Raw genomic sequence first — 25,733 nt, 5'->3', positions numbered from 1 at the left:
CCTATGCTTTATACAGAATTACAGGTCACCAGCAATTTCAGCTTTTTAAGAGGAGCCTCGCATCCAGAAGAACTGGTACAAAAAGCGGCACAATTAGGCTATGCTAAAATTGCAATTACCGATAGAAATACCTTGGCAGGCATTGTAAGGGCACATGTTGTAGCCAGAAAATATCCTAATATCAAGCTAATTCCGGCCTGCCGACTTGACCTGTTGGATGGACCATCGCTTTTAGCTTACCCCATCAATAAAAATGGTTACAGTAATTTATCGGCTTTGCTAAGCTTAGGCAACAGCAGGGCCGAAAAAGGGAAATGCCACTTATATCAGGAAGACGTTTGGGCACATCAAGAAGACATCCTATTTATCGCGATAGCTCCCAAAAAGCTGACACCCAACTTTGATTTCGAAGCTGATTTTAAAACACAGCTACAGCACTACAAAAAGGTTTTAAAGGCAAACTTGTACCTCGCTATTAACCGAACTTATACCGGCTTGGATCAAAAACGCATGCATCAATTAGCACAGCTAAGCAAGCAACTACAAATCCCTTTGGTAGCAACCAACAATGTGCACTACCACGAAAAAGAGCGAAGGCAGCTACAAGATATCCTCACTTGTGTGAGAGAAAAATGCACCATTTACACTGCTGGCTACAAATTACATGAAAATGCCGAACGCCATCTTAAGCCTATTGAGGAAATGCACCGGCTGTTTAGGCTGTATCCACAAGCTATTGAAAACACCAGCATTATTGCTGAAAAATGCCAGTTTTCGCTAGATGAATTAAAGTATGTATATCCAGAAGAGCTGACCAGCGAAGGCAGAACACCACAGGAAGAATTGGTTTACTTAACGTGGCAAGGTGCTAAGGAAAAATTCCCTAATGGCATTCCTGAAAAAGTAACCAATAGCCTTCACTATGAGTTAGATTTTGTAGGTCGGAAAAATTATGCTTCCTACTTTTTAACTGTACATGATTTTGTTCGTTTTGCTCGCAGTCGTGATATTTTATGTCAAGGCAGAGGCTCTGCAGCCAATTCGGTAATTTGCTATTGTTTGGGTATTACCTCGGTAGACCCCATGGAAATCAACTTGCTTTTTGCCCGTTTCATGTCTGATGCCCGTAACGAACCCCCTGATATTGATGTGGATTTTGAACACGAACGCCGGGAAGAAGTGATGCAGTACATTTATGACAAGTACGGACGTGACAGAGCAGCTATTGTGGCCACCGTAACCCAACTGCACAGCAAAGGCGCAGTACGTGATGTGGGCAAGGCCATGGGTTTATCGGTAGACACTTTGAATATTTTATCTGCCACGGTAGGCAGCCATTACGAAGATGGTTTTGACCGTGAGCGGCTGATTGCTTATGGACTTAATCCCGATGATCCCCTGCTGAAAAAAACCTTGGAACTCACGATGCAAATGGTTGGTTTCCCTAGGCAGTTGGGCCAGCACACCGGTGGTTTCATCATTACCCAGGGCAAACTTACCGACCTATGCCCTACACTTAACGCCCGCATGGAAAACCGTACTTGCATTGAGTGGAACAAGGACGATATTGAAGCATTGGGCTTTTTAAAGGTGGATGTACTGGCCCTGGGAATGCTCACTTGCATACGCAAAGCATTTGCTTTAACTCAAAAGCACTACCATAAAGCTTATACTTTAGCCAATGTACCTCAAGAAAATCCGAAGGTATATGAAATGATCAGCAAAGCTGATACTTTAGGTGTTTTCCAAATTGAAAGCAGGGCGCAAATGTCAATGTTGCCTCGCCTAAAACCAAGAACATTTTATGATTTAGTAATTGAAGTAGCCATTGTAAGGCCCGGACCAATACAGGGCAACATGGTACATCCTTATTTGAAAAGAAGAAACGGCGAAGAGACACCTTATTTCCCTAAGGATGAATTGAAAGATATTTTGGGGAAAACCTATGGGGTACCACTTTTTCAGGAGCAGGCCATGGAAGTAGCCATTGTTGCCGCCGGCTTTACACCTACAGAGGCTGATGAACTGAGAAGAAGTATGGCGACTTTTAAAGCAGTTGGCAAGGTTACCGATTTCAAGAAAAAGCTGCTAGATGGCATGCATCAGAGAGGTTATGAACCAGAATTTGCTTTACGCCTTTTTAAACAAATTGAAGGTTTTGGCGGCTATGGTTTCCCCGAAAGTCATGCGGCCAGTTTCGCTTTACTGGTGTATGTTTCTTGCTATTTGAAATGTTTTTACCCCGATGTATTTGCTGCTGCCCTACTCAACAGCATGCCAATGGGATTTTACCAACCAGCACAAATTGTAATTGATGCCAAAAACCACGGCGTAACGGTATTACCTATTGATGTAAATTATTCAGAATGGGATAACATATTGGAGGATAAAGTTGGCGAATTTTATGCCATCAGACTCGGTTTCAGACAGGCAAAAGGCTTGTCAGAGCCAGAAATGAACTTGTTGGTTGCTCATCGGGAGAATGGCTACCAAAGTTTAGCAAAGCTGAGAGATATTGGCATTGCCCAAAGCACTTTAGAAAAACTAGCCGATGCCGATGCTTTTAGGAGCATGGGTATGGATAGGCGCAGTGCGCTTTGGCAAATTAGTGCGCTACACGATAGGCCAATTGCGCTGTTTGAGGGCAAGGCCGATAATAGCAGCTACGAGGCACAAATTGAATTGCCTCTGATGCCAAAATCAGAACATGTAGTGCATGATTATGCTCATACGGGCTTGTCGTTAAAAGCACATCCTGTGAGTTTTATACGCAACCAATTAGAAGCGCTGCATATTTTGAGCACTAAGGATGCCAATCAATTTAAAGATGGTCAACGCTTGAAAGTAGCTGGTTTAATTTTAGTAAGACAAAGACCCGGAACAGCAAGTGGTATTTGTTTTATCACCATTGAAGATGAAACAGGCGTAGCCAATTTGGTGGTTTATCCAAAATTATTCAATGATTTTAGGAAAGAAATTTTAGGAGCCAAGCTATTAATGGTAGAAGGAAAAGTGCAACGCGAAGGCGAAGTAGTGCATATTGTAGTGCAACGCTGCCACAACTACAATGGCTTATTGCAACAACTGCACGGAGCAAAAACCAGAAACATTCCAGCTACAATGGGCGAAAAAGCGTTTCATGATGGCAGGAATTTTAAATAACCCAGCACTAAATACAAATCTATTTTTGTGACCCAAATCACAGGTGAAAAACCTGCTGCTTTCAGAATTTTGTATCAGATTTTTGAAAGTATATGGAAAAGATATTTGTAATTAATGGCGGTCAGCATTTCGCCCACTCGGGAGGAAAATTTAATCAAACCATTAGCAACTGGGATAAAGATTTCTTTACTGAAACAAATGGTTTCGAATTGAAATACACTGATATTAACCAAACTTATGATTTACTGGAGGAAGTAGAAAAATTTGTTTGGGCAGATGTAATCATTTACCATACACCAGTTTGGTGGTTTGGTATCCCCTATAAATTTAAGCAGTACATTGATACTGTTTTTACCGCCGGACACCGAAAAGGAATTTATTACAGCGATGGTAGAAAAATTGAAAACCCAGACGTCAATTATGGCACTGGTGGTTCTTTATATGGCAAGCATTATATGCTTACTACCACATGGAATGCTCCGGAAACCGCCTTTACCTTGCCTAATGAGTTTTTTAACCAAACAAGTGTGGATGACGGCGTAATGTTCGGTTTTCATAGGATGAATGCGTTTACCGGAATGGAAAAACTGCCGGGCTTTCATTTCCACGATTTAGAAAAAAACGCCACAGCCGAACGCATAACCAATTACGAAAAAGCTTATAAAGCACATTTAACAGCAACATTTAATTCAGTAATAATCAAATGAAAAACAATTTTAACAAGTTAATAGGTTTAACATTAATCATAGCGTTAACTGTTTTCACATCAGCTAAAGCGCAACAAACAAATCATAAAAACATGAAAAAGATTCTATTTGTAGTAACCAGTCATGGCACCAAAGGCGATACTGGCGAAAAAACAGGTTATTATTTAGGCGAAGTTTCCCATCCTTGGGAAGTTTTGGCAGATGCCGGCTACGAAATTGACTTCGTAAGCCCTAAAGGTGGCAACCCGCCAGTTGATGGCTTCGACCTAAGCGATCCTATCAACAAAAAGTTTTGGGAAAACAAGCAGTACCATGAAAAAATTACCCACACCTTAACACCAGAACAAATAAACCCAGCAGATTATAGCGCAATTTTTTACGCTGGCGGCCATGGTGCTATGTGGGACTTGCCCAACAACACTAAAATAGCTGATATTGCTACTAAAATTTACGAACAAAACGGCATAGTTGCAGCTGTTTGTCATGGGCCAGCAGCGCTACTAAATATCAAATTAAGCAATGGGAAGTATTTAATTGATGGAAAAAAAGTAAACGGATTTTCTAACGAAGAGGAAGAGCTAGTGAAACTAACACAGGTGGTTCCGTTCCTATTGGAGGATCAGCTGAAACAACGTGGAGGTATTTACGAAAAATCTGCCCCTTGGCAAAATCATGTTACTCAAGATAGCCGCTTAATTACCGGACAAAATCCGCAGTCGGCTAAAGCAGTTGGCGAAGCGCTTAAAAAAGCACTGCAACAATAACAGCAAGCACTTAAACATTAAAAGCGTGTTTCATTTTGTAACTTTACCAAATGGAACACGCTTCTTTTTTACGTCAACATATTCAACAAATCATAACGTTAAGCAATGAGCAATTTGATATTGTTCTTCAACACTTCACGCCTAAAACAGTAGCTAAAAAATCATACCTCATCAAAGCTGGTCAAAAAGTTACCTCAGAGTTTTTAGTGGTTGAAGGTTTGTTAAAAACTTTCCTATTTGACGAGAAAGCTAAGGAACATATTCTACAGTTTGCCATGGAGAATTGGTGGGTATCAGATTATCCGGCCTATGCCAAACAACAAAGCGGCGATATGTGTGTACAGGCATTGGAAAATTGCATTGTATTGGAATTGAGCTTGGCAGATAAAGCAAGCTTATGCGAAAAAGTGCCTCAAATGAATGTCTTCTTTGGAAAAAAATCATTTGGCGGTTATGTTGCCCTACAAAAACGTGTGCTTTCCATGATGAAAAGTTCGCCTAACGAAAAGTATGAACTTTTATTAGAGCAATATCCTCAACTATTTCAACGAGTTTCCAAAACCATGATTGCACACTATTTAGGTGTATCCAGAGAAACGCTAAGCAGATTGCATAAGTAAAATGTCATTTCTTAATTGAGCGCCAGCTAAAAACAAAACAATGAATATTTTTGTACTAATTTAATACAGAAATAAACCAACAGTTTTAACTTAGCAATGGAAGCATTAAGCATAGCCAATAAAGACAGAATTATTGAAATGGCTTGGGAAGATAGAACCCCTTTTGAAGCGATCGAAGCACAATTTAACCTTAATGAAAGTGAGGTGATTAAATTAATGCGCTCAGAGCTTAAAAGAAGCAGCTTTAATTTGTGGCGAAAAAGAGTCCACAGCGGCGTGAGTCAAAAGCACCTTCACAAAAGAAATCCAGGAATTGACCGGTTCAAATGCAGCTTGCAAAGAAATATTTCGCTCAATAAAATCAGTAAAAGATAGCATGTTCAATACCAATTACAGCGAAATACTGCAATTAATCGACAAGATTGATCCCATCGCCTATGGCAAAACAAGAAATTATACTGATGGTGCAGTAACAAAGCTTTCGCCTTACATTTCAAGAGGAGTTATTTCTACAAAAATGGTTGCAAATGCTGTACTTCAAAAAGGTTATCATCCGCAACAAATTGAAAGTTTTTTGAAAGAATTGGCTTGGAGAGATTATTTCCAGCAAGTTTGGGTTGCCAAAGGAAACGAAATACACGAAGACTTGAAACAAAGCCAACCGAACGCGAACAACAACCAAATTTCGGAGGCAATTGTTACCCACACAACTGGAATTAACGCCATTGATGACGCCATTAAGCGACTTTATGAACATGGCTATATGCACAATCACGTAAGGATGTATACAGCAAGCGTTTGCTGCAACATCGCAAAAAGTCATTGGAAATTACCCGCAAAGTGGCTTTATTATCATTTATTGGATGCAGATTGGGCAAGCAATGCATTGAGCTGGCAATGGGTTGCTGGTAGCTTCAGCAGCAAGAAATATTTTGCCAACCAAGAAAACATTAACAGGTATTGCTACACGCAGCAAAAAAATACTTTTTTGGATGTGCCTTACGAGGCATTTGAGCATATTGATACTCCAACAGCGTTACTTCCATTAACGGAACTTGCGCTTTCCACCAATTTGCCTCAAGCAACAAGCATCCAAATCAACAATAACCTACCTACCTGCATTTACAACTTTTACAATTTGGATTGTACTTGGATGCAAGACACCCAAGCCAACCGTGTGTTATTGCTAGAACCTAGCTTTTTCGCTGAGTACCCAGTAAGCAACAAGACCATTGATTTCGTCTTGAAATTGGCTCAAAACATTCAGGGCATTCAAATTTTTGTAGGTGAATTTGCCGAAATAAGCAGTTTGATCAACAAGCAGCCCATTTATTTTAAAGAACATCCAACCTGCAAGCATTATCAAGGAATTGAACACCAGAGAGATTGGATGTTTGATGAAGTAAAAGGTTATTTCCCGTCGTTTTTCAGTTATTGGAAAAAATGCGTTAAATACTTGAAATAAGAAGATAAATCAACACTGAAAAGCCACTCTAAGTGAAAATTTCAACTTAAAGTATAAGCCGCGAGTCTGTCTTTGAGTTGTATCTTAATTCGCTCTTTGCGCAAATTTGGCGCACTTTGTGGCTTGGTGGTTTACAAAGATTTTATCGCAAAGATTTTAAGGTTTCGCAAAGAACGCAAAGTCTGCTTATCGTTTTTCGAAACCTTTATCTTTAATTGTTTCGTTGCAAATTGCTTGGCTTTAAGAAATGCTGTTAAAGTTTGTGTATAAAATTTTAACTTAGTGCATTCAACTAAGCAAAATATGAGACCGTTATTTCTACTCCTTTTTTTATTTTTCTCCATTACCGGACATGCCCAGTTAGAAAAAACTGAAGCAAAAATTATCGAGTCGATGCAAAAAAATGAGGTAGTTGGCCTATCAGTGGCAGTAATTAAAGGGAGCGATTTGGTTTATAACCATTCATTTGGAAAAAAAAGCATTGAAGAAAATACAGATTTAACAAACGAAGATATATTTAGAATTGCTTCCATCTCAAAATCATTTGCAGCAACCGCCATTATGCAGTTGGTTGAAGCAAAAAAACTATCCCTCGATGACGATTTTGGAAAGTTGGTAGGTTTCGAAATTAAAAACCCAAAGTATCCGGAAACCAAAATTACTTTGCGCATGGTGCTTTCTCACACCTCAAGCATCAACGATAGTCAAGGTTATTTTAATTTGGATGCGATTAATCCATCTAAAAATCCCAATTGGGAAAAATGCTACACCGATAAGCAACCCGGAACAGCTTTTTTATACTGCAACTTAAACTATAATATGGTTGGCGCTGTAATTGAACGCACTACTGGACAGCGGTTTGATAGTTACATCAAACAACATATTTTAAACCCCTTAAATTTGTACGGCGGACATTGTGTTGACTCGTTAGATGGCAAAAAATTTGCATCATTATACGAATATGAAAACAAAACATTCAAACTAGCCGCAGCTGCTTATGCACCACGCAGAGAAGAATTGGCCACTTACCAATTAGGTTATAGCACTCCCATTTTATCGCCTACAGGCGGCGTTAAGATTTCTGCAGCCGATTTAGCCAAATACATGGCTATGCACCTGCACTACGGCAAAGTTAACGGCGTAAAAATCATCTCTAAAAAAAGCTCCAAGTTGATGCAAACTCCAGTAAATCAAGAAGCAGCATATGGTTTGGCATTAAGCCTAAGCAACAAGCTCATTGATGGCAAGCAACTGGTAGGGCACACAGGTTCCGCCTATGGTTTGTTTAGTGCTATGTTTTTTGATCCAAAAGAGAAATTTGGCATTGTGATTATTACCAACGGCACGGGACCAAGCAGCAAAGACGGCTTCAAATCTATCATCAAAGAAACGTACAACATCCTTTATCAAGACGTAATCAAAAATTAGAGTAGATTAAACGCCTGCGCAAATTTTACCGCTTCGTAGTTGTTTTTAAGAAGTAGTTTTTTCCTGATGTTACGTCGGTGCGTATCTACAGTGGCCATGGCAATGAATAGTTGAGTGGCAATTTCTGTAGAACTTAAGCCCAAAGCCATCAGTTTTAACACCTCACGCTCCCTCGCTGAAAGCTTTGCGAAAACAGTAGCATTCTCACGTAAAAACCTAACATCATCCATCAATCTGTTAATTTTGATGGTGATATGATGTTCCGCCGCCAAAGGACTTGCAGTGGTAACCAAGTGGGTTGCTTCGCCTAGGTTATCCTTCGCAAATACCTTCGTGTTACTGGCGTAAACTTCCCAAACTCCATCTTTAGATTTAACCTGCTGAAAATAAGAAGTATGTTGATCCGAAAATTGGGCCAGCCTTTGTTTGATTTTCTCCGAGTATTCTTTGTCATCTTCCATATTGAAATACCTTGCTACATACGTACGCGGATCAATTGTTTGCAGCTCAGTCAAATCAACACCTAATATCTCTAGCCCTACTTTATTCATATACAATACTGCGTAGTTAGGCAACGACTGTACTATAATTGGAATTGGTAAATCATCAGCCACTAATTTCAATGAGGCTATCTTTTCTGCAATGTTCATCAAACAAAATTAAACAACTATAATTCAGCAATATACCGCAACACTTTTCTATTTACACCATCACAAATCAAGTTAAATTATGTCAAATTACAATCTGTTTTAGGATTATTTTATCAAAAATTTTACAAAGTGCAGTACTCTTATTATTTTTAGAGATTATAAGAATATAAACAACTGAATATTACTGCAATAAAACCAGTATTATGATGAACTTTTTGTACTGAAATACTATCTTAATTACATCAACCGAATGAAAAACAAGTTAATTAACACACTAGCATTTACTGTATTTCTACAGCTGTTATTTGCTTACAGCGTGTATTCGCAGCAAAGCAATTTAACTCCCGACGAGCTTTTTAATGCCGCTAGGAATATCCCAAAAGAGAAAGAAAACTATCCAAAAATTATCAGCACACTAAAGCTTGCCTTGCAAAAAAGCCCGGATTACGCAGATGTAAGGATTTTTTTGGGACGAGTTTACACCTGGAATAACAACTTGGATAGCGCCAGGTACGAGCTAAACCAAGTGCTGGCTAAAACGCCTAAAAATATTGAAGCACATGCCGCATTGGTTGATTTGGAATATTGGAACCAAAATTTCAGAAGAGCATTGGACCACGCCAATCAAGGACTTTTATACGACTCTAACTCTGCAGATTTAATTGTGAAAAAGGCAAAAGTACTAGCAGCAATGAAAGATGATAAAAAAGCAGCTAGCTTTTATAACAGCCACAAAGATTTAGACACGTTGCGAGGGTTTTTGGACTTACTTAAGAGGGATGACACCAAAAATATGGTTGGCCTAGGCTATGAGTATATTTATTTCGACAAGCGTTTTCCCGATCCTTGGCATTTTGCATATGCCGATTACAGTAGAAACACCACTCTCGGCTATGTATCGGGCAGGTTATGGTACAGCAACCGTTATGGCAAAAACGGCTTTCAGGGCGAAATAGATGCCTATCCAGTACTTTCCGATAAAGTTTACACCTATATTGGCGTTGGCGCATCACCGTCGAGCATATTCCCCAAATTTAGAGCTGGCGGTTCCATTTATTTTATGCTGCCTAAAAAATTTGATGGTGAAATGGGTTTCAGATATTTAAACTTCAATCCTATTGAATCATACATAGCTGTTGTTGGCTTGGGTAAATACATCAAAAACTGGTACATCAATGTACAATCGTATATTTCACTCGTTAGCCAGCAATCGTTCCAGTCACACACGTTAAATGTCAGGTATTATTTTTCCGACCGCTTCAATTTAGTTGGTATGCAAATTGGAACAGGGGTTTCGCCAGATGACAGAGTTCGAAATATCGACCAAACGGCAAACTTAAAATCATACAAGTTTGGCTTAAACTATTCCAGAGATGTTGTTAAGAATTTAGCCGTTGCAGCTTCTGGACTTTGGTATTATGAAGAGTATGCCACCAACACGTGGGGCAACCAAATTGGTTTAAGTGTAAGCATCAACAAACGTTTTTAGTTATGAGAAGAGCTCCCATTAACACGCTTCTCTTTTATTTTGTGATTGGCTTACCACTTTGGATGTTCCTAATTTGGTTGGTTTGGCCTAAAACTAAACTCACTATTGCCATTGTAGATAAGACGGTACTTTTTAAAACCGGGCAAGAACATGCTTCGCTTACTTGGGTATTAAGAAACAACAAATACAGTAAAACACGCAGCGACTTATATAAAGTTGGAAGAGATTATTTTGGCTTTTTCCCAAATAAGAATAAAAAATTTGACCTGAAAGGGCTGGAATATGTTACCAAGGAAAATTTAGAAAAGCTTAGCAATGATGCCGAAATGGCCTATTTTACGGATACTTACGGCATCTATTCAAAAGAATGGTACTTAGCTAAAAACATTACGGAAAGACAGCGATTACTTTATGGAGGCCTATCGAGCAACGATATGCTTTTCCTCAAAAGTATGAAAAGGAAGAAAAAGCTGATCATCACCGAGTTCAACACTTTTGCTACGCCAACTCCTGCCAATGTTGCACGAGATTTTGAGCAAACCTTTAAAATTAAATGGACAGGCTGGGTAGGAAAATACTTCGATTCGTTTGACACGCTACAAAATAAGGAGCTTCCCTACTGGCTGGTGAAAAATTACAAAGCTCAAAACAACAATCAATGGCCATTTAAAAAGTCGGGGATAGCATTCGTAAATAAGGACGATAAAATTGTGGTGCTGGAATACCTTACCGATTTAAATGCTGAAGTACCGTACATCTTAACTACCAAGAAAAATCGTGAAAAGTACAACATCCCTAAAAGTATGAAGTACCCCTTTTGGTTTGATGTGATCCGTACTTCTAGGTCGAATAAAATTATTTCGTTTTACGACTTACAACCCAATGAAAAAGGAGCTGAAATATTGGCAAAGAATAATATCCCGAGGCAGTTCCCAGCAATTATTGAGCATTACGAAGCTGATTATAAGTTTCTTTACTTCTGCGGCGACTATGCGGATAACCCCATCTCACAAGGTGGCTCGTACTTTAAAGGAATCAGTTACTTCCGTAAGCTATTTTACAATAATGATGTTGCAGCTGAAAGGGTGAGTTTCTTTTGGGAGTTCTATCGACCGATGATTGAAACTATTTTAAAAAGATACAGGGAAGATCTTAACGAAGAAAAGAAAAGCCAAAAATGAACTTCAACTCGCTTAAAAAGAATTTAAAGAAAGAATTTTCGCCTAAGCACCAACTAAAAATGGCCATCTTGGGCGATACTGCTACTCAATTTTTGAGTACCGCTATTGTTGGCTACGCTGTTGAAGAGGCTATTAAATTAGATGTTTACGAAGCGCCGTACAACCAAATTGCACTTCAGTTTAAAAATCCAATGTCGGATTTACATGGCTTTAAGCCAAATTACATCCTCATTTTTGAAGCTGAAACCAAATTAAAAGACGATTTTTATAAAACGCCTACCGAAGAGAAAAATAGCTTTGCCAAACAAAAAATTGAGACAGTTAAAGAATATAGTAGCATTGCAAAACAACTTGGAGCTACAATACTATATTTCAACTTTTGCGAAGTTAACGATGGCGTGTATGGTAATTACGCCGCACAATATCCCGAATCGTTTATTTACCAATGTAGGGAGTTAAATTTCGAACTTAGTAAGTTAGCATCAGAAACCACTGGGTTTTACTTGGTGGATTTACTTAGTCAGCAAAATAAATACGGCATCAATTTCATTAAAGATAACCAGCTGCTGATACAAGCCGACATGTACTTTACATTGGATTTTTTACCGCTGATTGCCAAAAATGTAATCGACATTATCAAAGTTAGGCTTGGCGACTTGAAGAAATGCCTCATCCTAGATTTAGACAACACCACATGGGGCGGCATTATTGGTGATGACGGTATCAATAACATACAAATTGGCGGACTCGGTATTGGAAAAGCCTTTACCAAGCTTCAGTATTGGGCAAAGGAACTCAAAAACAGGGGAATCATTTTATGTGTAGCTAGTAAAAATACCGAAAGCATTGCACTTGAACCTTTTCAGCAGCATCAGGAAATGGTTTTAAAAGAAGATGATATTTCTGTATTTATGGCCAACTGGGACAACAAGGTCACCAACATTCAAAAAATACAGGAAATTTTAAACATAGGATTTGATTCGATGGTATTTTTGGACGATAATCCCTTTGAACGGGAAATGGTAAAACAAAATTTGCCATTAGTTACCGTTCCAGATTTGCCAGAAAATCCCGCTGAGTATTTAGATTACGTTAACTCGCTGAATTTATTCGAGGCGGCCAATGTAACACAGTTAGATAATAAACGCACCGTACAATATAAGGAGGAAGCCAACCGAGTAAAGGCTAAAACTTACTTCGATAATGAAGACGCCTTTTTGCAAAGCCTAGCTATGACTTGTAAAGTTGAGGCAATTAGCCCTTTTAGTTTGCCAAGAATTGCGCAGCTTTCACTAAGATCAAACCAGTTTAACCTCAGAACCATTCGTTTTGATGAAGAGTCCTTATCCAACTATAGCAACAACCCAAATCACAAGGTAATTTCATTCTCATTGAAGGATAAATACGGCGATTATGGACTAATAGCTGCATTATTTTTAGAAAAACGAGCGGAAGAACTTTTCATAGAAAACTGGATCATGAGCTGCCGTGTGTTAAAACGAGGAATGGAAAAATTTACGCTCAACTATTTGGTTGAATTTGCAAAATCACTGGGCTGCAGTAAAATTGGAGGACAGTACTTAGCAACTCCAAAAAATGCGCTAGTGAAGGAGCATTATAAAGATTTAGGCTTTTTGGCCAACCAAGCAGATGATTCCTATTGGTCTCTTGATATAGCAAACTATCAACCTTTTGAAGTACAAATACAAACTACAATATAACATGAAAACACAACTACAAATTATTGAAGAATTAAACGAAATTTTTACCGAGGTAATTGATGAAGGCGAAGTATCGTTAACGCCAGAAACTACTGCTAATGATGTAGACGGTTGGGACTCCCTTAACCACATCCAAATTATTTATGCAGTAGAGAAAAAGTATGGGTTCAAGTTCACCTTGCCCGAAATTCAAAACCTAAAAAATATTGGTGATTTGGTTAATCTAATTATCGAAAAATCTAGGTAATGCTTTTTTCTTCATTTTCCTTTTTCATTTTCTTCCCGATAGTTTTTATACTGTATTGGGCGCTAAAAGCGAATAGAAAATGGCAAAACATGCTGTTATTAGTTTCCAGCTATGTTTTTTATGGTTGGTGGGATTGGCGTTTTTGTTTTTTACTGCTTTTCAGTTCAACGTTTGGGTTTTTTGTAACCAAATTACTTAGCGAAACTGATAGTGATAAAAAGCGACGCCTTTATATGAACTTAAGTATTGTGGTTCATATTGGAATTTTGTGCTATTACAAGTACTTTAATTTTTTCATCTCTTCATTTACTGATTTCGCTAAAAACTTAGGCTTTAACGTGGATTATACGCCATTGCAAATTGCCCTTCCACTGGCCATCAGCTTCTTCACATTCCACATTTTGGGCTACACCTATGATGTATACCAACGTAAATACCCAGCATCCAATAATTATTTTGAGTTTATTGCGCACATTGCCTTTTTCCCGCAGCTGGTAGCTGGACCTATTGAAAGAGCCAATCACTTACTACCTCAATTTGCCAACAAGCGCCAGTTCAGTTGGATTAAAATGGAAGATGGTTTAATGCAAATGCTTTGGGGATTCTTCAAAAAAATTGTGATTGCTGATACCCTTGCAACTCAGGTGAACTACGCTTTTGCCCACTATCAAGATTTACATCCTATTACGCTCATTATTGCGGTAATCATGTTTACGTTTCAAATGTATTGTGATTTTTCAGGCTACTCTGATATCGCTTTAGGATGCGCCCGTTTGCTAGGCTTTGAGCTGTTACAAAACTTCAATTATCCATTTTTTTCTACTAGTGTTTCGGAGTTTTGGCGTAAATGGCACATGTCTTTATCCAATTGGATACAAGATTACCTCTTCACTCCTATCTCGTTCAACAAAAGGGCCTGGGGTAAATTTGGCATATTTTACGCCGCTTTGGTAAGTTTTACCATTAGTGGTTTGTGGCATGGTGCTAACTGGACATTCATTATTTGGGGTGCCGTACATGGCATAGCCATAGGTTACGAGTTGCTCACCAAAAAGAAAAGAAAAGGCTGGGCCAAAAAATACAACCCAATTGCATATTCCATAGGGAGCGGCATTTTAGTTTTTATCTTTTGGAGCTTCACACAGTTGATATTTAGGGCTACCAGTGTTGATCACTTTTATGGCATTTTAAAGCAAATTGTAACTGCCAAATGGGTGTTTCAACCTGAGGTAAATTCCGTTTACCTCCTCTACATTGTGGGCTTGCTCCTATTTGAATGGTTTCAACGAAGCAAACCTTACGCATTGCAAATCATCAACTGGCCATATTACATTAAGTGGGCTATTTGTGCATTAATCATCATTACGATATTCTCTTCAAAGAATTTAAACAACCAAACAGAATTTCTATATTTTCAATTTTAAATCATGAATAAAAACGCAGTAAAAATTTTAACAGCAGTCTTGATACTTGGAGTATTAGGATATTTCTTTTATGAAAAAAGCAAGGACAAAGACAGCGTAGTTAGCTCGGCAGTTAGTTCAGGCGAAAAAGCTGGCGATTCTACTTCTAGCGGCATCAATCTAAGCGATTATGATAAAATCCCGAGAGAAGAACTTTACGCAGATAACGACCTTGCCAAAAAAACTTTAGATGAATTAAAGCAACGTTACAAAACTGACTTTGAGCAGCTGGTAAAAGAAATGAAAGCCACAGGAGCTAAACTAGTTTTCTGCTGGATTACTACCGAACCTACCATCCCTATGCAAAGAGTTGGAAAAGAGTTCATCAGCAATTTATGCAAAACAAACGGAGTTGATTTTATTGATTTTGTACCGTTGATTAGCAACAAAAAACCTGAGGAAATTACGTTTATGCCAGTTGATGGCCACTTTAACGAAAATGGCGCACGTATTTTAACCAATGAAATGGCTAAATATGTTAAAAAGTACGATAACGTTAAAACTACTGCTACTTACACAGAGCGTCCTAAAGTTTTCGGCGACCAAGATCCTAACCAAAATACCATCACCGATGGTGGCAAAAACTTACCTTACAAACTGGTAACTAACAGCCAAGGTTTAAGAATGGATTATGATTTAACTTTCCCTAAAACTAAACAGCGCATTCTTTACATTGGTGACTCAGCTTTGTTTTTCCCATTTTTGGATAATAACAAAACCGGCTCTGGGCAATTGCAAGCTATGTTCCCTAACAAAGAAGTGATAAATGCCGCAAAAATCGGTTATTCAGTAGATGATTATTTATCGTTATGGAATGATAAATTGAAGTATACTGAACCGGATATCATCTTCTTGCAATCAAGTGGTGATGATATTGCCGACTTATATTTCACTCATCGTATCAAATACAGCAGAAAAGCTGACGAAATTAAGCCTACAGAAACAGAGTTAAGTTTGTATAAAACACTCAAATAAGCTAAAAGCTGTCTTAAATTGGTCTTCGCTAATCCCAAATTATTGAAGGATTATTTTTAAACTTTTTAAGACAGCTTTTTTATTAACCGCTAATTTTAATTGATTAGTATGGATAAAAAGTAAGTGTTACATTTCCCTGCAAACTGTGTAAGCCCGAAGGAAATGGCACTTTCATTAATGTTCTTGTGGTGTTACCAGCTATTGTAAACGACTCCACGAAATTCCCTTAATATAAACTTCCATCACGTATCTTACTGTCGCCGCGTTAGTAACATCAACTTCCATACGCCAACTATTTGGTTGTTTCATAGGCTCCAATACATTGGTATTAGCATAAAAATTTTTCGTATCTATTAGTTTATTGATATTATCATAGATTCTAATTACACCACTTATAGGTTTGGAAGGTGCGTTATTTACCTTAAAAGTAATCACTTTTGGTAAGGGCCTAGCATCTCTAGCTTCGCTATAAGAAAATAACTGATAACCAATAATATCCACATTGCTCTTTTTAGGAATGGATGATGCAGCATAACCATTAATCACCGTTTCGTAGGCACTATCAAAAGAATTGCTTTGAAAATAAGTTCCAGTCACCGCAGCATCAGCATTAAATATTGGAATGATAGGCACTTGTTTACCTAAAGCGTGAGCTGCCCGTCCTAAATAATCTACCCTGTTTTGAATATAGTTCCATGATGGAGATGGGTAATAGTCATGTACATGGATACGATGGCTATTTTGTATCAAACTACTTGCCATCAGCGAATCTTGGCCTGATGGATCCGTAAACCAGCCAATATAGTTTTCGGTACGTATTTTGGGACTTTGCGCTAATCCCCAAGCTTTAATGGTTGACAGCTCGCTAATGTAGTTGCTAAAGGTCGATTCGCCATTCCACCACTCCAACTCAAAGTGTACCCAGTTAAAGCGTTTCAGCGTATCTACTTTGTTATTGTTAAAAGTATCTACCATGTTTTGGATACGGTAATAGCTAGCCACTACCACTGCATTTTCTTTAATGCCGTAGTTGGTTCGGGCACGTTTTAAAAAATTAGCTAATTGCGCTGATTTTCCTAGTTCTAAGGACCTCTTGATATCGTAATAAGTAATAGTTTTGATTTGATTAGCAGCACACCAGTTTAAAACTTTGTTTTCTTTAACCGTATCACCTAAAATATAAGAAGTGGAATCAAGATATAAACCTCTATATAATGATGATGAACTGGTAGGTACTGCTGCGGAAATTTTAGCGAGCTTGAGTTGATGATCATCGTTTCCAAGCGGCGCTAATTCAAGTCGCTTGCATGCGAAAAAAGCCATTATTAGCAATAATGGCAGTAACATTTTAGTTTTCATGTTTGATTATTTTGAGTAACGGTTAATCGAAATAATTTTGATCGTAGATATCTACAACCGGCTCTTTATCAAACAAATCCGAATAAACTTTATCTACAACGTACGCTGATTTAGAAACCTTTATTTTAAAATTTTCAGTTCCATCATCATTTGGCAACGCCGATATTCCAAAAAAGAGCAGTATAATTCCAACACCAATGATAGAAAGTGCATAAACGCTATCCACAAACTCTATCGATTTAGCAAAATGCATGGCAAACCAAAGTAACACTAAAGCCGCAACATTGGCAGCCAACCAATACACATCAACAGAAAACAACTTGGCAATTAAACTCGGGGCATTTGTTAAAACCTCGGCTCCCAACAATGTTTTGGTACTAAAAAAGTACTTAGCCAACACGATTTCAAAACTTAAAAAAATCGAAAAAACGACGAAATTGCATATTTTGAGCGTGGTTTCACCAAAGTTCGAAAAGAAAAAAACCAACGATATCAAAAACAAAAAAGGTAATGCTTTTAAGAAATAAATAGACGTGTAGATGAGTCCCTCTATAATCAACACAATTAGGCTCTCTTTTGGCTTTAACGCATAACTTTCAAAACCAATTTCAGCTATTCTCACTAATAATAAAACTACAAGCAAACCAATGGCTTGTTTGACAAATATTACTGCACATTTTTTAAACCTATCAAGCACTGGATATTCTGGTGCTTCAAAAAAAGTATGTTCCATGCTTATGTAGTGGTTTGATCAGTTAATTCAGAAGTTTTGGTGTTGCTAAAGCCCTTACGGGTCATTACGCCCCAAGTATTTTTTCCAGTAAACTTATGGATATTCCCTTTAATGGCCCAATAAACGGTTAATGGGTGATATAATAAGGGCTCCAAAAAAGCCGCAATTAATAGCTTAACCAAATCCTTACCTTTGGTGTATTGTTGGTACGACATTTCCTCAAATAAAACAGCTACCGTGGATAGTGCAACGGAGAAAAAATAGACCATGCAAATCAAAATAGAAGAAAACTCCCAGTTAATATGCCCTGTAACTGCTAAAATGATAAATATCGAAAGTCCTAAAAACTCAATAATTGGTGCCAGCCATTCAAAAAATAGCCAATAAGGGTAGCTTAACATACCCAATATCCCATATCTCGGATTAAAAAATAAGTCCTTATGCTTCAACAATGTTTCAATGGTTCCTCTGGTCCATCTGTTACGTTGTCTGCCTAAAATTTGTAAATCGGCGGGCGCTTCAGTCCAACACAAAGGATCCGGAATGTAAACTACGGCATATCGCCTATCTTGCTCATGCATGTACCTACGCATGCGTACCACTAACTCCATATCCTCTCCCACCGTACTGTGATCGTATCCGCCAACTTCAATCACTGTGCGTTTATCAAACAAGCCCATAGCACCCGAAATGATAAGCAAGCCATTTAAGCGGCTCCAAGCCATACGGCCCATTAAAAAAGCACGGATGTACTCCAATACTTGAAAACGTGGCCAAATATTGCGAGGCATGTTTACTTCCACCAACTTACCATCCTCCACTTTGCAAGAGTTAGCAATACGCACTACACCACCGGTGGCAATCACCATGTGTTTTTCTTCTAAATAAGGCTTTGCAAGCTTCAAAATGGCATCCTCCTGCACAATACAATCTACATCAATACATAAAATCAAACCTTTTGACGACACATTGATTCCTGCATTCAAAGCATCTGATTTGCCACCGTTCACTTTATCAACCACGGTTAATTTTGCAAAGGATGGTAACTTGGATTTGTAAACGCCCCTAATTTCGTTACATGGTATTTGGTAATCTACAGCAAAATCAACCCGTTCCAAATGGTAAAAGTCAAACATTTTCTGGAAAGTGTTGTCTTTACTGCCATCGTTAATAATCACCACTTCATAATTGCCATAATGTAATGAAAGCAATGACCTGATGTTTTCTACAATAGTTGCTTCCTCATTGTAGGCCGGAGCCAAAATAGATACTGGAGGTGCCAGCGGCGAAACTAAAATTTCACGGTAGCTTACATAGCTATTCTTTTTCATATAGCCATTCATCTCCACTGCCGACAATAATGCCAGCGCTACGTATGAGCCCATAACAAACAGCGCATAATAAAAAACAGCGTTGTTAAAAAAGGTTTCAAATGTGGCTAAAAACTCATCCATTATGGCTTAATACGGCTATCTAGTACGTGATTAATTAGTGCTTGGTTTTCTACGGTAGTTTGTTGGTACAACTCCCTTAATTTTTCTTCACCTTGGTGCTGATCTCTTTTGATAGCGTAAAGTGCCTCTTTTTTTATTTTTACGTTTCCAGAATAAATCCTCGACATGAGGAAATTTTCGTAACTGCCAGAAGAAATTTTGCCAAGCGAATTCAATATCTCTAGTTTAACATCTTCAGGTTGATCAAAATAGATCTCGAACATACTGGTTTCGGCACTTGCTAATTCCAATTTACCGATAATTTCAACCGATTTTTTAACAATTCGAGGGTTATGATGCTTCAATAAACGTTCTACTTCTTCTGCGGCTTCAAACTGCATAAAATGTTCCACTAACTTTAAACAAAGCATTACTACGGTATCATTTGGTGATCGTAACCATTGAGAGAATGAAGGTATTTTAAGTGCTTTGTTTTTGGTAATGATTTCGAACAGTACCACTTGGTGCCAATCCAAAATTCGCTCTTGTGCCCGATCCAAAAAGTGGAAAGGATTATTTTCAGATAAATTGATGTAGGCCGCCTGAGATTCCATACGTAACAATGCATTTTCGTCGTCAGTATATTTGATGATTTCTGCAGCCATCTCAGAAATACGCATTTCATTAGCCTCTCTAATGCCTTCAATTTTAACTTCCCAATTGCGACTGTTGATTTTCTTCTTCGATTTTTTATCGAGCCCTAACTTGCGATATAAAATAGACAATACCTCACCAATTTGACCAGTAAAGCTTTTGTGATAAGTTAATATTTCCGAAATCAAAACCTTATTGAGCACCTTGTTTCTCAAAGGCCATTTCTTCATTTTCGGATAAAAATGGGCAACAATATCCTCTGTTTTGTCTGCCTCATCAAAGATGATCAAATTGGCCAGCATATTAGAAACATGCTCATTCCACTTATCTAACTGGCGTTTTTCATTAGCTTGCGACAACCTGCGGAAGGTGATGTAAATGTACATTTCAAGTGTAGCGATTACACAAAAAAGTATAATCAGCAACGATGTTTTTACGTTAGACGGAAAGTAATTTAGCCGATCTGTGTAAGTTTCAGCAATGTAATTTATTAAACCTTCTAAGAAATTCATAGGCGTGAAATTCGGTTAAGCGAAGTTGTTTTGCTTCACGTGTCGTCGTATCCTCACCGACAACTCGTTTAGGTTGAAAGGTTTGTAAATAAAATCTTCGGCGCCTAAACGAAATCCTTCCAAAACCACATCTTCTAAACCCACTGCCGAGATGAGCAGCACAGGCGTAATTTTTTTTACAGGATCGTTTTTAACGTAACTCAATATTTCCATTCCTCCAACAAAAGGCATCATGATGTCAGTCAAAATCAGGTCGTAGGTGTTTTGCTTGATTTTTTCCATGGCTTGTTTGCCATCCGAAGCCACGTCAACTTGATAGCCGTCTTTCTTCAGCTTAAATTCTAATGCCTTCAGCATTAACACCTCATCTTCTGCAATCAATATCCTAGACATAATTTTTACCTTTAATTTTAGAAATACAAATATCTTACCACTTTAAGGAATACTTAAAACTATTATGTTTAAGCGTTGTGTAACACTTTCCGTTACACAAATATAATTTAACTATTCCCTATAAGTGTATTTATTTCTACATTTTGTAGAATATCGAGATTACGGAATGATTTGCAGCTGATAGATTTGCCCTCTTCCACCAGCCAATACAATTAGTTGATCTGCCGTTTTAACTGCATTGAAGCTTAAAGATGAGATATTTTTCCACGTACGACCGCCGTTTACGGAGATATCAGTACCCGATGTACCTGTTGCGACACAAAAATATTCGGTGACATAAACTACCCCCGAGCGATAGCCAGCAACGCCTTTGCGAGGTTTCTTCCATTTTTTACCGCCGTTTTTTGTATACAGTACGTTGTTAAGCGCTTCTTTATCTTTCAGGTAATTGCCGCCAACTGCTAAGCCGTTTTTAGCATCAAAAAAATCTATTGAAAACACGCCGGTGCTACTTTCTCCCTGCTGGATTGGGCATTTGTACTTTTGCCAAGTATTCCCGTAGTTAGCTGAATAATAAATATTTGATTCGGCACCTCCCGTAGCAATCCACACCTTACCATCGCCCATGGTTTTAATAGTTGTACCACTTGCCGCAAAGCCAGCCTCGCCCATGTGCATTGGGAACGCTAAGTTTTGGCTAACATTTTGCCAACTTGTTCCCCCGTCGGTGGTTTTAAGCAGTTGTAACTGTTTATTGATTGGGTCGCCAAATATCATCCCATTTTGCCCATCCCAAAAGTCCATCCCATCTAGAAATATGGCGCTATCGGTATTTTTATAATTTTCCGTCCAGGTTTTGCCGCCATCTTTAGTAGATAAAATGTAGGCTGGCGAACCAGCGTTTACGATAATTGCTTTATTGGCATCAAAAGCCTGAATATCCCTAAAATCTAACTTTTCGTAACCTTTAGGCTGTATCCACTCCCAAGTTTTACCGCCATTTAGTGATTTGCCAACGTGGCCATTGCTGCCACTTACCCAAATAATTTTATTGTTGACTACAGATAAACCCCGGAAGCTAGACTTTACGCCTTCTGCCAATGGCTTGAAAGTGTATTGTTGGGCTGCAGCAAGTAAGGGTGCTAAAAATAAAACTAGCGTTAGTTTGATGAATTGGGACATAGCGGTTTATTTAACTCGTTTCCAAACTTCTGTTCTTCCAATTAACGATACGCCAATATAACCTCTGATATTCAAGAGATTTTGATCTTTAAGCGTCAACTTACAACTATAGGTTTTGCCTGATTTTGGATCATAAATAGTTCCATCGTCCCATTTACCATCGTTAAATTCGAAGTTCTTTAAAATTTCCAATCCTAAAACTGGCTTATTTCGAAGGCCTTCATTTGGATTTTTCTCATCAGTTTTAGGCTTACCATTTGGGTTATTTGGCTCTTTTATCCAAACCAATTTACCAAAATATTTGTCGCCTTTTTTATAAATTTCTATCTGACCTTCACCTGACGGGTTAACCCATTTGCCCAAAATATCATCTTTTTTTTGTGCAAAAATTTGGATTGAACCCAATAAAAGAAGTACTAAAAATGTGGATTTCCTTAACATAACTTACAATTCTTTGTTTTAAAGTTAAGGATTTAACGGCAAAAAGGTTTGATAAATTATGATAATCCTCAAATGATAGAGCAAAGCAACTGCAAACTGAGCGGCTGTTGCTGCTTTGGAGTGGCATCGGTGAGGACATCATCATGCAATATTTCGGCATTGAAACCAACTAAGTTAACCAGCTCCTGCACTTTACCTACCAATGGCTCTAAAGGTGAAGTGGAATACAAACGTAGGATACGGTCGCAATCGTCCAAATCAAAATTAGCATTTATAGGAATAGGCAAAGATTGTTCTAAGTGCCTAATAATTTTGGCAGCTTCGAGTGTTGAATCAACATTGGTTTTAAATATGAGCATGAATGTATCGGCTAATTAATCATATACGTTTAAAACCAGCAATTCGCTACACGAACAAATTGCGGTTGTATTATTGCGGCACGGCCGACATATCCATGTAGCTGAGTTCCCACATGTGGCCATCTAAATCTTCGAAACCATGCCCGTACATCCAACCCAAATCTTGTTTTGGAACATCAGCTTTACCGCCCGCCTCAATTGCGAGCTTTACATAGCGGTCCACTTCTTCTCTGCTCTCGGCAGAAATACAAATGATTACCGATGTGCTTGTTTTGGCATCAGCTATGGGCTTTGGTGTAAAGGTTTGGAAAAATTCGTTGCTTAGCAGCATGACCATGATATGCTCCGAAATAACCATGCAAGTTGCTTTCTCATTGGTAAATTGTTGGTTAAACGAAAATCCCAAATGCTTATAAAAAGCAATAGATTTATCTAAATTGGTTACGGGAATATTTACAAATATCTGCTTTGCCATTTTTTATTTTTTTTATGGTGGAGGTGATGTTAAGCATTAAAAAAGATCTACTTAAACACTTTCAATTGTGGAAGCTTTAAGTAGATCGAAAGTATTTGGCTATTTACCGTTTTTACCGTCTTGTGCTGCGTTGAAACTAATCATCCACTGAATTTGATATTTGTCTACCAACATTCCGTAATAATCGCCCCAAAATTGGTCGGCCATAGGCATCACCACAGTTCCCCCGTCGCTTAAAGCATTAAAAACGCTGTCGGCTTCAGCCCGGCTATCCATACTTATGCAAAGCGATATATTAGATCCTGAGGTTGCTGGCGGCATATTGGAAGGCACATCGCTAGCCATTAACATGGTAGTTCCCACAGGCAGCGATATATGCATAATTCCATTTTGATCTCCTTCAGGAATTCCGTCGCCAGCACAACCTTCACCATCGGCGGCATCAGTAGGCATCTCGTTGAAACGCATTACGAAAGGAAAATCGCCACCAAAAATACCTTTGTAGAAATTGAAAACTTCTTCGGCATTGCCATTAAAGTTTAAATAAGGATTAATTACCATAGTTTATTGTTTTGATTTGATACATGTTAGTACAAATTTAAAGCTGGACGCCGCTGTGGTTCGTTGCCGAACACGTCAATTTTAGGGGTGTTTTGGGACACAAGCGATTTTAATGGTTAATTGTTAATGATTAATGGTTAACGAGCAAATTCCAATAATCAAATCTCAATGAACAAGTCAACCAATGAACAAGTGAACCAATGAACCAATGAACAACTGAACCAATGAACAAGTGAACAAGTGAACCAATGAACAAGTGAACCAATAAACCAATAAACTAATAAGGATTTCCTTGACCAGTTTCGATGAATTTTTTGAGGCTTTCTGTAAACTGCAACCAACCTGCGGTGCAGATATCAAAACATTCGAAAGCTTGGGTTAGCCCTATATGCTCTAAATTCAGCCAGGTTCTGTCTCCATCATCCTCTATCAGCCAACTGATTGTAGTACCCGCCCACTCTGCCTTATTTTGAAGTTGCGGAATATCAATAAGTGCTTCTTTCACCAGCCAAACCACTTTTGTTGGTTCTACGAGGCTCACCACTTCCATGGTTTTCACAACGTTGTCGCCAAATTTTATTGTAAACTGATCTCCCACGTTGGCAGCAGAACCTTGGTAAGCGCTTGTCCACCAAAGCGGGATGTGCTGCGTTAAAGCGCTAAATACTTGCGCCGCTGTTGATTTTACTGATAGCGTGATGCTATAATTTTCCATAAGATTTAATTCAATTAGTGCACCAAACAAACAGGATGGTGATTTACGGGGAAGTTGACAGAATTAGCAATGAAACAAAGTTCACTAGCTTTACGATGCAAATGATTGGCTTTGCTTACCATGGCAGCTTCAGTTACCGTTACCTTTGGATTTAAAATCACCTCTTCAAATTTACCACCACCATTTGTCGTTTCTACCATCTTTCCTGTAGCTTCGTCCGTATAGTTTACCACTACAACTCCAGCTTCGGCACATAAATGCAGATACCAAAGCATGTGACAGGAAGATAGCGCACCGAGCAGCATTTCTTCGGGGTTATGTTTGCTGGGATCTCCCCTAAATGCTGGATCAGATGAACCTTCAATAGTTTGTTTGCCGTTGATGACAATGTGGTAACTTCTATCGTACGCTTTATAATTACTTGTACCCGAACCTTTATTTCCAGTCCAGCTGGTGGTTAATTTGTAATGATGATATTTATCCATAGCCGTTTTTAAACTTAGACTACTTTTCGCCAACTAAATTACACCGCTGTTGCCAATACCTTAAACATATTATTAAGCTGATGTGTGTGACGCTGTGTATGATAAATTAAAAAGCTGATAAGTTCCAATCGAGTAACTTGACCTAGTCCTGGAAATTCAAAATCAAGACAGGTTGCGCTCAAATCCAAATTGGGCAAAATTGGCAATATCGTATCAACAATTTGCTGTAGTTGCTGTAATTGTTCTTCCTGTTCGTAATGCTGATCTTTGGGCTCGATAAATGGTGGTGAATTGTATTTAGCGTTAAAATCCAGCAGGATATTTCTAATTGTTTCCACCTTTTGATCGGCTGCGCCGGATGTTGGTTTGGTGTTGCCTAACAACACTTGGTCAATTCCTTTGCCAGCTAAAATTAAGTGTTGTACTACCATAGCTGCCGACCAACTTTGATCCGCCGGTTTAGTGTTAAACTGTGTACGATTAAACCGTAGTACTGATTTTTCCAAGTCAGTAAATGCTGTTGCTAGCTCTGCAGCAATTGTGTGATTATTTTCCATAA

The 25,733-nt window shown here is 38.4% G+C and carries 27 protein-coding genes; 13 read left to right on the top strand and 14 right to left on the bottom strand.

The window, feature by feature from the left end:
* The first annotated feature begins 3 nt into the window (after positions 1-3).
* From DUT68_RS03575 to DUT68_RS03540, 7 genes are all read left to right on the top strand, one after another.
* Positions 4-3,162 carry an error-prone DNA polymerase gene (locus tag DUT68_RS03575; RefSeq protein ID WP_113635852.1) on the top strand — a complete coding sequence of 1,053 codons (3,159 nt, stop codon included), beginning with the start codon at positions 4-6 and terminating at the stop codon, positions 3,160-3,162.
* Between the two features lie 92 nt (positions 3,163-3,254).
* Positions 3,255-3,869, top strand: a complete 615-nt coding sequence (locus DUT68_RS03570) for an NAD(P)H-dependent oxidoreductase (protein WP_113635850.1) — start codon at positions 3,255-3,257, stop codon at positions 3,867-3,869.
* Positions 3,870-3,961: 92 nt separating this feature from the next.
* Complete coding sequence (locus DUT68_RS03565) at positions 3,962-4,633, top strand: type 1 glutamine amidotransferase domain-containing protein (protein WP_113636298.1); 672 nt, start codon at positions 3,962-3,964, stop codon at positions 4,631-4,633.
* A 50-nt stretch (positions 4,634-4,683) separates the two neighbouring features.
* A complete protein-coding gene (locus DUT68_RS03560; RefSeq protein ID WP_113635848.1) occupies positions 4,684-5,253 on the top strand; it encodes a Crp/Fnr family transcriptional regulator in 570 nt (189 codons plus the stop codon).
* 96 nt (positions 5,254-5,349) lie between these two features.
* Positions 5,350-5,628 (top strand): TIGR03643 family protein, encoded by a 279-nt coding sequence (locus tag DUT68_RS03555; RefSeq protein ID WP_113635846.1) that lies wholly within the window; start codon positions 5,350-5,352, stop codon positions 5,626-5,628.
* 1 nt (position 5,629) lies between these two features.
* Positions 5,630-6,718, top strand: a complete 1,089-nt coding sequence (locus DUT68_RS03550; protein ID WP_113635843.1) for an FAD-binding domain-containing protein — start codon at positions 5,630-5,632, stop codon at positions 6,716-6,718.
* 303 nt (positions 6,719-7,021) lie between these two features.
* Positions 7,022-8,146, top strand: coding sequence for a serine hydrolase domain-containing protein (locus tag DUT68_RS03540; protein ID WP_113635840.1), 1,125 nt, complete (start codon positions 7,022-7,024; stop codon positions 8,144-8,146).
* On the opposite strand, the gene DUT68_RS03535 is transcribed toward DUT68_RS03540, so the two are convergent.
* Positions 8,143-8,796, bottom strand: coding sequence for a response regulator transcription factor (locus DUT68_RS03535; protein ID WP_198659527.1), 654 nt, complete (start codon positions 8,794-8,796; stop codon positions 8,143-8,145). The genes DUT68_RS03540 and DUT68_RS03535 overlap by 4 nt on opposite strands.
* A 250-nt stretch (positions 8,797-9,046) precedes the next feature.
* Between DUT68_RS03535 and DUT68_RS03530 the strand changes: the two genes are divergently transcribed.
* The 6 genes from DUT68_RS03530 to DUT68_RS03505 all read left to right on the top strand — a co-directional run bounded on the left by DUT68_RS03530 (position 9,047) and on the right by DUT68_RS03505 (position 15,872).
* Positions 9,047-10,285, top strand: coding sequence for a YaiO family outer membrane beta-barrel protein (locus tag DUT68_RS03530; protein ID WP_113635838.1), 1,239 nt, complete (start codon positions 9,047-9,049; stop codon positions 10,283-10,285).
* A gap of 2 nt (positions 10,286-10,287) precedes the next feature.
* On the top strand, positions 10,288-11,466 hold the full coding sequence (locus tag DUT68_RS03525) for a hypothetical protein (protein WP_113635836.1): 1,179 nt from the start codon (positions 10,288-10,290) through the stop codon (positions 11,464-11,466).
* Positions 11,463-13,187, top strand: coding sequence for an HAD-IIIC family phosphatase (locus DUT68_RS03520; RefSeq protein WP_113635833.1), 1,725 nt, complete (start codon positions 11,463-11,465; stop codon positions 13,185-13,187). Before DUT68_RS03525 ends, DUT68_RS03520 begins: the two co-directional genes overlap by 4 nt.
* 1 nt (position 13,188) lies before the next feature.
* Positions 13,189-13,434: an acyl carrier protein gene (locus DUT68_RS03515; RefSeq protein WP_113635832.1), complete on the top strand. Its 246-nt coding sequence runs from the start codon at positions 13,189-13,191 to the stop codon at positions 13,432-13,434.
* Between the two features lie 89 nt (positions 13,435-13,523).
* The gene (locus DUT68_RS03510; RefSeq protein WP_157960759.1) at positions 13,524-14,858 is read left to right on the top strand and encodes an MBOAT family O-acyltransferase; all 1,335 of its coding nucleotides are present in this window, start codon (positions 13,524-13,526) and stop codon (positions 14,856-14,858) included.
* 3 nt (positions 14,859-14,861) lie between these two features.
* Positions 14,862-15,872 (top strand): SGNH/GDSL hydrolase family protein, encoded by a 1,011-nt coding sequence (locus DUT68_RS03505; RefSeq protein ID WP_113635828.1) that lies wholly within the window; start codon positions 14,862-14,864, stop codon positions 15,870-15,872.
* A gap of 198 nt (positions 15,873-16,070) precedes the next feature.
* On the opposite strand, the gene DUT68_RS03500 is transcribed toward DUT68_RS03505, so the two are convergent.
* From DUT68_RS03500 to DUT68_RS03440, 13 genes are all read right to left on the bottom strand, one after another.
* Entirely contained in the window at positions 16,071-17,231 is a 1,161-nt protein-coding gene (locus DUT68_RS03500; protein ID WP_113635826.1) for a hypothetical protein, read from the bottom strand.
* A 22-nt stretch (positions 17,232-17,253) separates the two neighbouring features.
* Complete coding sequence (locus DUT68_RS03495) at positions 17,254-17,964, bottom strand: hypothetical protein (RefSeq protein WP_113635824.1); 711 nt, start codon at positions 17,962-17,964, stop codon at positions 17,254-17,256.
* Between the two features lie 2 nt (positions 17,965-17,966).
* A complete protein-coding gene (locus DUT68_RS03490; RefSeq protein WP_198659526.1) occupies positions 17,967-19,418 on the bottom strand; it encodes a glycosyltransferase family 2 protein in 1,452 nt (483 codons plus the stop codon).
* Complete coding sequence (locus tag DUT68_RS03485; protein WP_113635822.1) at positions 19,418-20,563, bottom strand: HEAT repeat domain-containing protein; 1,146 nt, start codon at positions 20,561-20,563, stop codon at positions 19,418-19,420. The genes DUT68_RS03490 and DUT68_RS03485 overlap by 1 nt, the downstream gene beginning before the upstream one ends.
* A gap of 15 nt (positions 20,564-20,578) precedes the next feature.
* The gene (locus DUT68_RS03480) at positions 20,579-20,956 is read right to left on the bottom strand and encodes a response regulator transcription factor (RefSeq protein WP_113635820.1); all 378 of its coding nucleotides are present in this window, start codon (positions 20,954-20,956) and stop codon (positions 20,579-20,581) included.
* Positions 20,957-21,115: 159 nt separating this feature from the next.
* On the bottom strand, positions 21,116-22,138 hold the full coding sequence (locus tag DUT68_RS03475; protein ID WP_113635818.1) for a WD40/YVTN/BNR-like repeat-containing protein: 1,023 nt from the start codon (positions 22,136-22,138) through the stop codon (positions 21,116-21,118).
* Between the two features lie 6 nt (positions 22,139-22,144).
* On the bottom strand, positions 22,145-22,579 hold the full coding sequence (locus DUT68_RS03470; RefSeq protein ID WP_113635816.1) for a DUF2147 domain-containing protein: 435 nt from the start codon (positions 22,577-22,579) through the stop codon (positions 22,145-22,147).
* 68 nt (positions 22,580-22,647) lie between these two features.
* Positions 22,648-22,938: a hypothetical protein gene (locus DUT68_RS03465; RefSeq protein ID WP_113635814.1), complete on the bottom strand. Its 291-nt coding sequence runs from the start codon at positions 22,936-22,938 to the stop codon at positions 22,648-22,650.
* A 70-nt stretch (positions 22,939-23,008) separates the two neighbouring features.
* Entirely contained in the window at positions 23,009-23,413 is a 405-nt protein-coding gene (locus DUT68_RS03460) for a VOC family protein (RefSeq protein WP_113635812.1), read from the bottom strand.
* 99 nt (positions 23,414-23,512) lie between these two features.
* Complete coding sequence (locus DUT68_RS03455; protein WP_113635810.1) at positions 23,513-23,974, bottom strand: VOC family protein; 462 nt, start codon at positions 23,972-23,974, stop codon at positions 23,513-23,515.
* A gap of 277 nt (positions 23,975-24,251) precedes the next feature.
* Positions 24,252-24,689 carry an SRPBCC family protein gene (locus tag DUT68_RS03450; RefSeq protein ID WP_198659525.1) on the bottom strand — a complete coding sequence of 146 codons (438 nt, stop codon included), beginning with the start codon at positions 24,687-24,689 and terminating at the stop codon, positions 24,252-24,254.
* Between the two features lie 14 nt (positions 24,690-24,703).
* Positions 24,704-25,174, bottom strand: a complete 471-nt coding sequence (locus DUT68_RS03445) for an OsmC family protein (protein WP_113635808.1) — start codon at positions 25,172-25,174, stop codon at positions 24,704-24,706.
* A gap of 38 nt (positions 25,175-25,212) precedes the next feature.
* A complete protein-coding gene (locus DUT68_RS03440) occupies positions 25,213-25,731 on the bottom strand; it encodes a DinB family protein (RefSeq protein WP_113635806.1) in 519 nt (172 codons plus the stop codon).
* Positions 25,732-25,733: the final 2 nt, after the last annotated feature.

The organism is Pedobacter zeaxanthinifaciens, assembly GCF_003313335.1.
GTDB lineage: Bacteria > Bacteroidota > Bacteroidia > Sphingobacteriales > Sphingobacteriaceae > Pedobacter > Pedobacter zeaxanthinifaciens.
This window is presented reverse-complemented; position numbering and strand designations above follow the sequence as displayed.

Coding starts and splice junctions, on each gene's coding strand:
- DUT68_RS03575 (WP_113635852.1), top strand. CDS start 4: ATGCTTTATACAGAATTACAGGTCACCAGCAATTTCAGCTTTTTAAGA.
- DUT68_RS03570 (WP_113635850.1), top strand. CDS start 3,255: ATGGAAAAGATATTTGTAATTAATGGCGGTCAGCATTTCGCCCACTCG.
- DUT68_RS03565 (WP_113636298.1), top strand. CDS start 3,962: ATGAAAAAGATTCTATTTGTAGTAACCAGTCATGGCACCAAAGGCGAT.
- DUT68_RS03560 (WP_113635848.1), top strand. CDS start 4,684: ATGGAACACGCTTCTTTTTTACGTCAACATATTCAACAAATCATAACG.
- DUT68_RS03555 (WP_113635846.1), top strand. CDS start 5,350: ATGGAAGCATTAAGCATAGCCAATAAAGACAGAATTATTGAAATGGCT.
- DUT68_RS03550 (WP_113635843.1), top strand. CDS start 5,630: ATGTTCAATACCAATTACAGCGAAATACTGCAATTAATCGACAAGATT.
- DUT68_RS03540 (WP_113635840.1), top strand. CDS start 7,022: ATGAGACCGTTATTTCTACTCCTTTTTTTATTTTTCTCCATTACCGGA.
- DUT68_RS03535 (WP_198659527.1), bottom strand. CDS start 8,796: ATGAACATTGCAGAAAAGATAGCCTCATTGAAATTAGTGGCTGATGAT.
- DUT68_RS03530 (WP_113635838.1), top strand. CDS start 9,047: ATGAAAAACAAGTTAATTAACACACTAGCATTTACTGTATTTCTACAG.
- DUT68_RS03525 (WP_113635836.1), top strand. CDS start 10,288: ATGAGAAGAGCTCCCATTAACACGCTTCTCTTTTATTTTGTGATTGGC.
- DUT68_RS03520 (WP_113635833.1), top strand. CDS start 11,463: ATGAACTTCAACTCGCTTAAAAAGAATTTAAAGAAAGAATTTTCGCCT.
- DUT68_RS03515 (WP_113635832.1), top strand. CDS start 13,189: ATGAAAACACAACTACAAATTATTGAAGAATTAAACGAAATTTTTACC.
- DUT68_RS03510 (WP_157960759.1), top strand. CDS start 13,524: ATGCTGTTATTAGTTTCCAGCTATGTTTTTTATGGTTGGTGGGATTGG.
- DUT68_RS03505 (WP_113635828.1), top strand. CDS start 14,862: ATGAATAAAAACGCAGTAAAAATTTTAACAGCAGTCTTGATACTTGGA.
- DUT68_RS03500 (WP_113635826.1), bottom strand. CDS start 17,231: ATGAAAACTAAAATGTTACTGCCATTATTGCTAATAATGGCTTTTTTC.
- DUT68_RS03495 (WP_113635824.1), bottom strand. CDS start 17,964: ATGGAACATACTTTTTTTGAAGCACCAGAATATCCAGTGCTTGATAGG.
- DUT68_RS03490 (WP_198659526.1), bottom strand. CDS start 19,418: ATGGATGAGTTTTTAGCCACATTTGAAACCTTTTTTAACAACGCTGTT.
- DUT68_RS03485 (WP_113635822.1), bottom strand. CDS start 20,563: ATGAATTTCTTAGAAGGTTTAATAAATTACATTGCTGAAACTTACACA.
- DUT68_RS03480 (WP_113635820.1), bottom strand. CDS start 20,956: ATGTCTAGGATATTGATTGCAGAAGATGAGGTGTTAATGCTGAAGGCA.
- DUT68_RS03475 (WP_113635818.1), bottom strand. CDS start 22,138: ATGTCCCAATTCATCAAACTAACGCTAGTTTTATTTTTAGCACCCTTA.
- DUT68_RS03470 (WP_113635816.1), bottom strand. CDS start 22,579: ATGTTAAGGAAATCCACATTTTTAGTACTTCTTTTATTGGGTTCAATC.
- DUT68_RS03465 (WP_113635814.1), bottom strand. CDS start 22,938: ATGCTCATATTTAAAACCAATGTTGATTCAACACTCGAAGCTGCCAAA.
- DUT68_RS03460 (WP_113635812.1), bottom strand. CDS start 23,413: ATGGCAAAGCAGATATTTGTAAATATTCCCGTAACCAATTTAGATAAA.
- DUT68_RS03455 (WP_113635810.1), bottom strand. CDS start 23,974: ATGGTAATTAATCCTTATTTAAACTTTAATGGCAATGCCGAAGAAGTT.
- DUT68_RS03450 (WP_198659525.1), bottom strand. CDS start 24,689: ATGGAAAATTATAGCATCACGCTATCAGTAAAATCAACAGCGGCGCAA.
- DUT68_RS03445 (WP_113635808.1), bottom strand. CDS start 25,174: ATGGATAAATATCATCATTACAAATTAACCACCAGCTGGACTGGAAAT.
- DUT68_RS03440 (WP_113635806.1), bottom strand. CDS start 25,731: ATGGAAAATAATCACACAATTGCTGCAGAGCTAGCAACAGCATTTACT.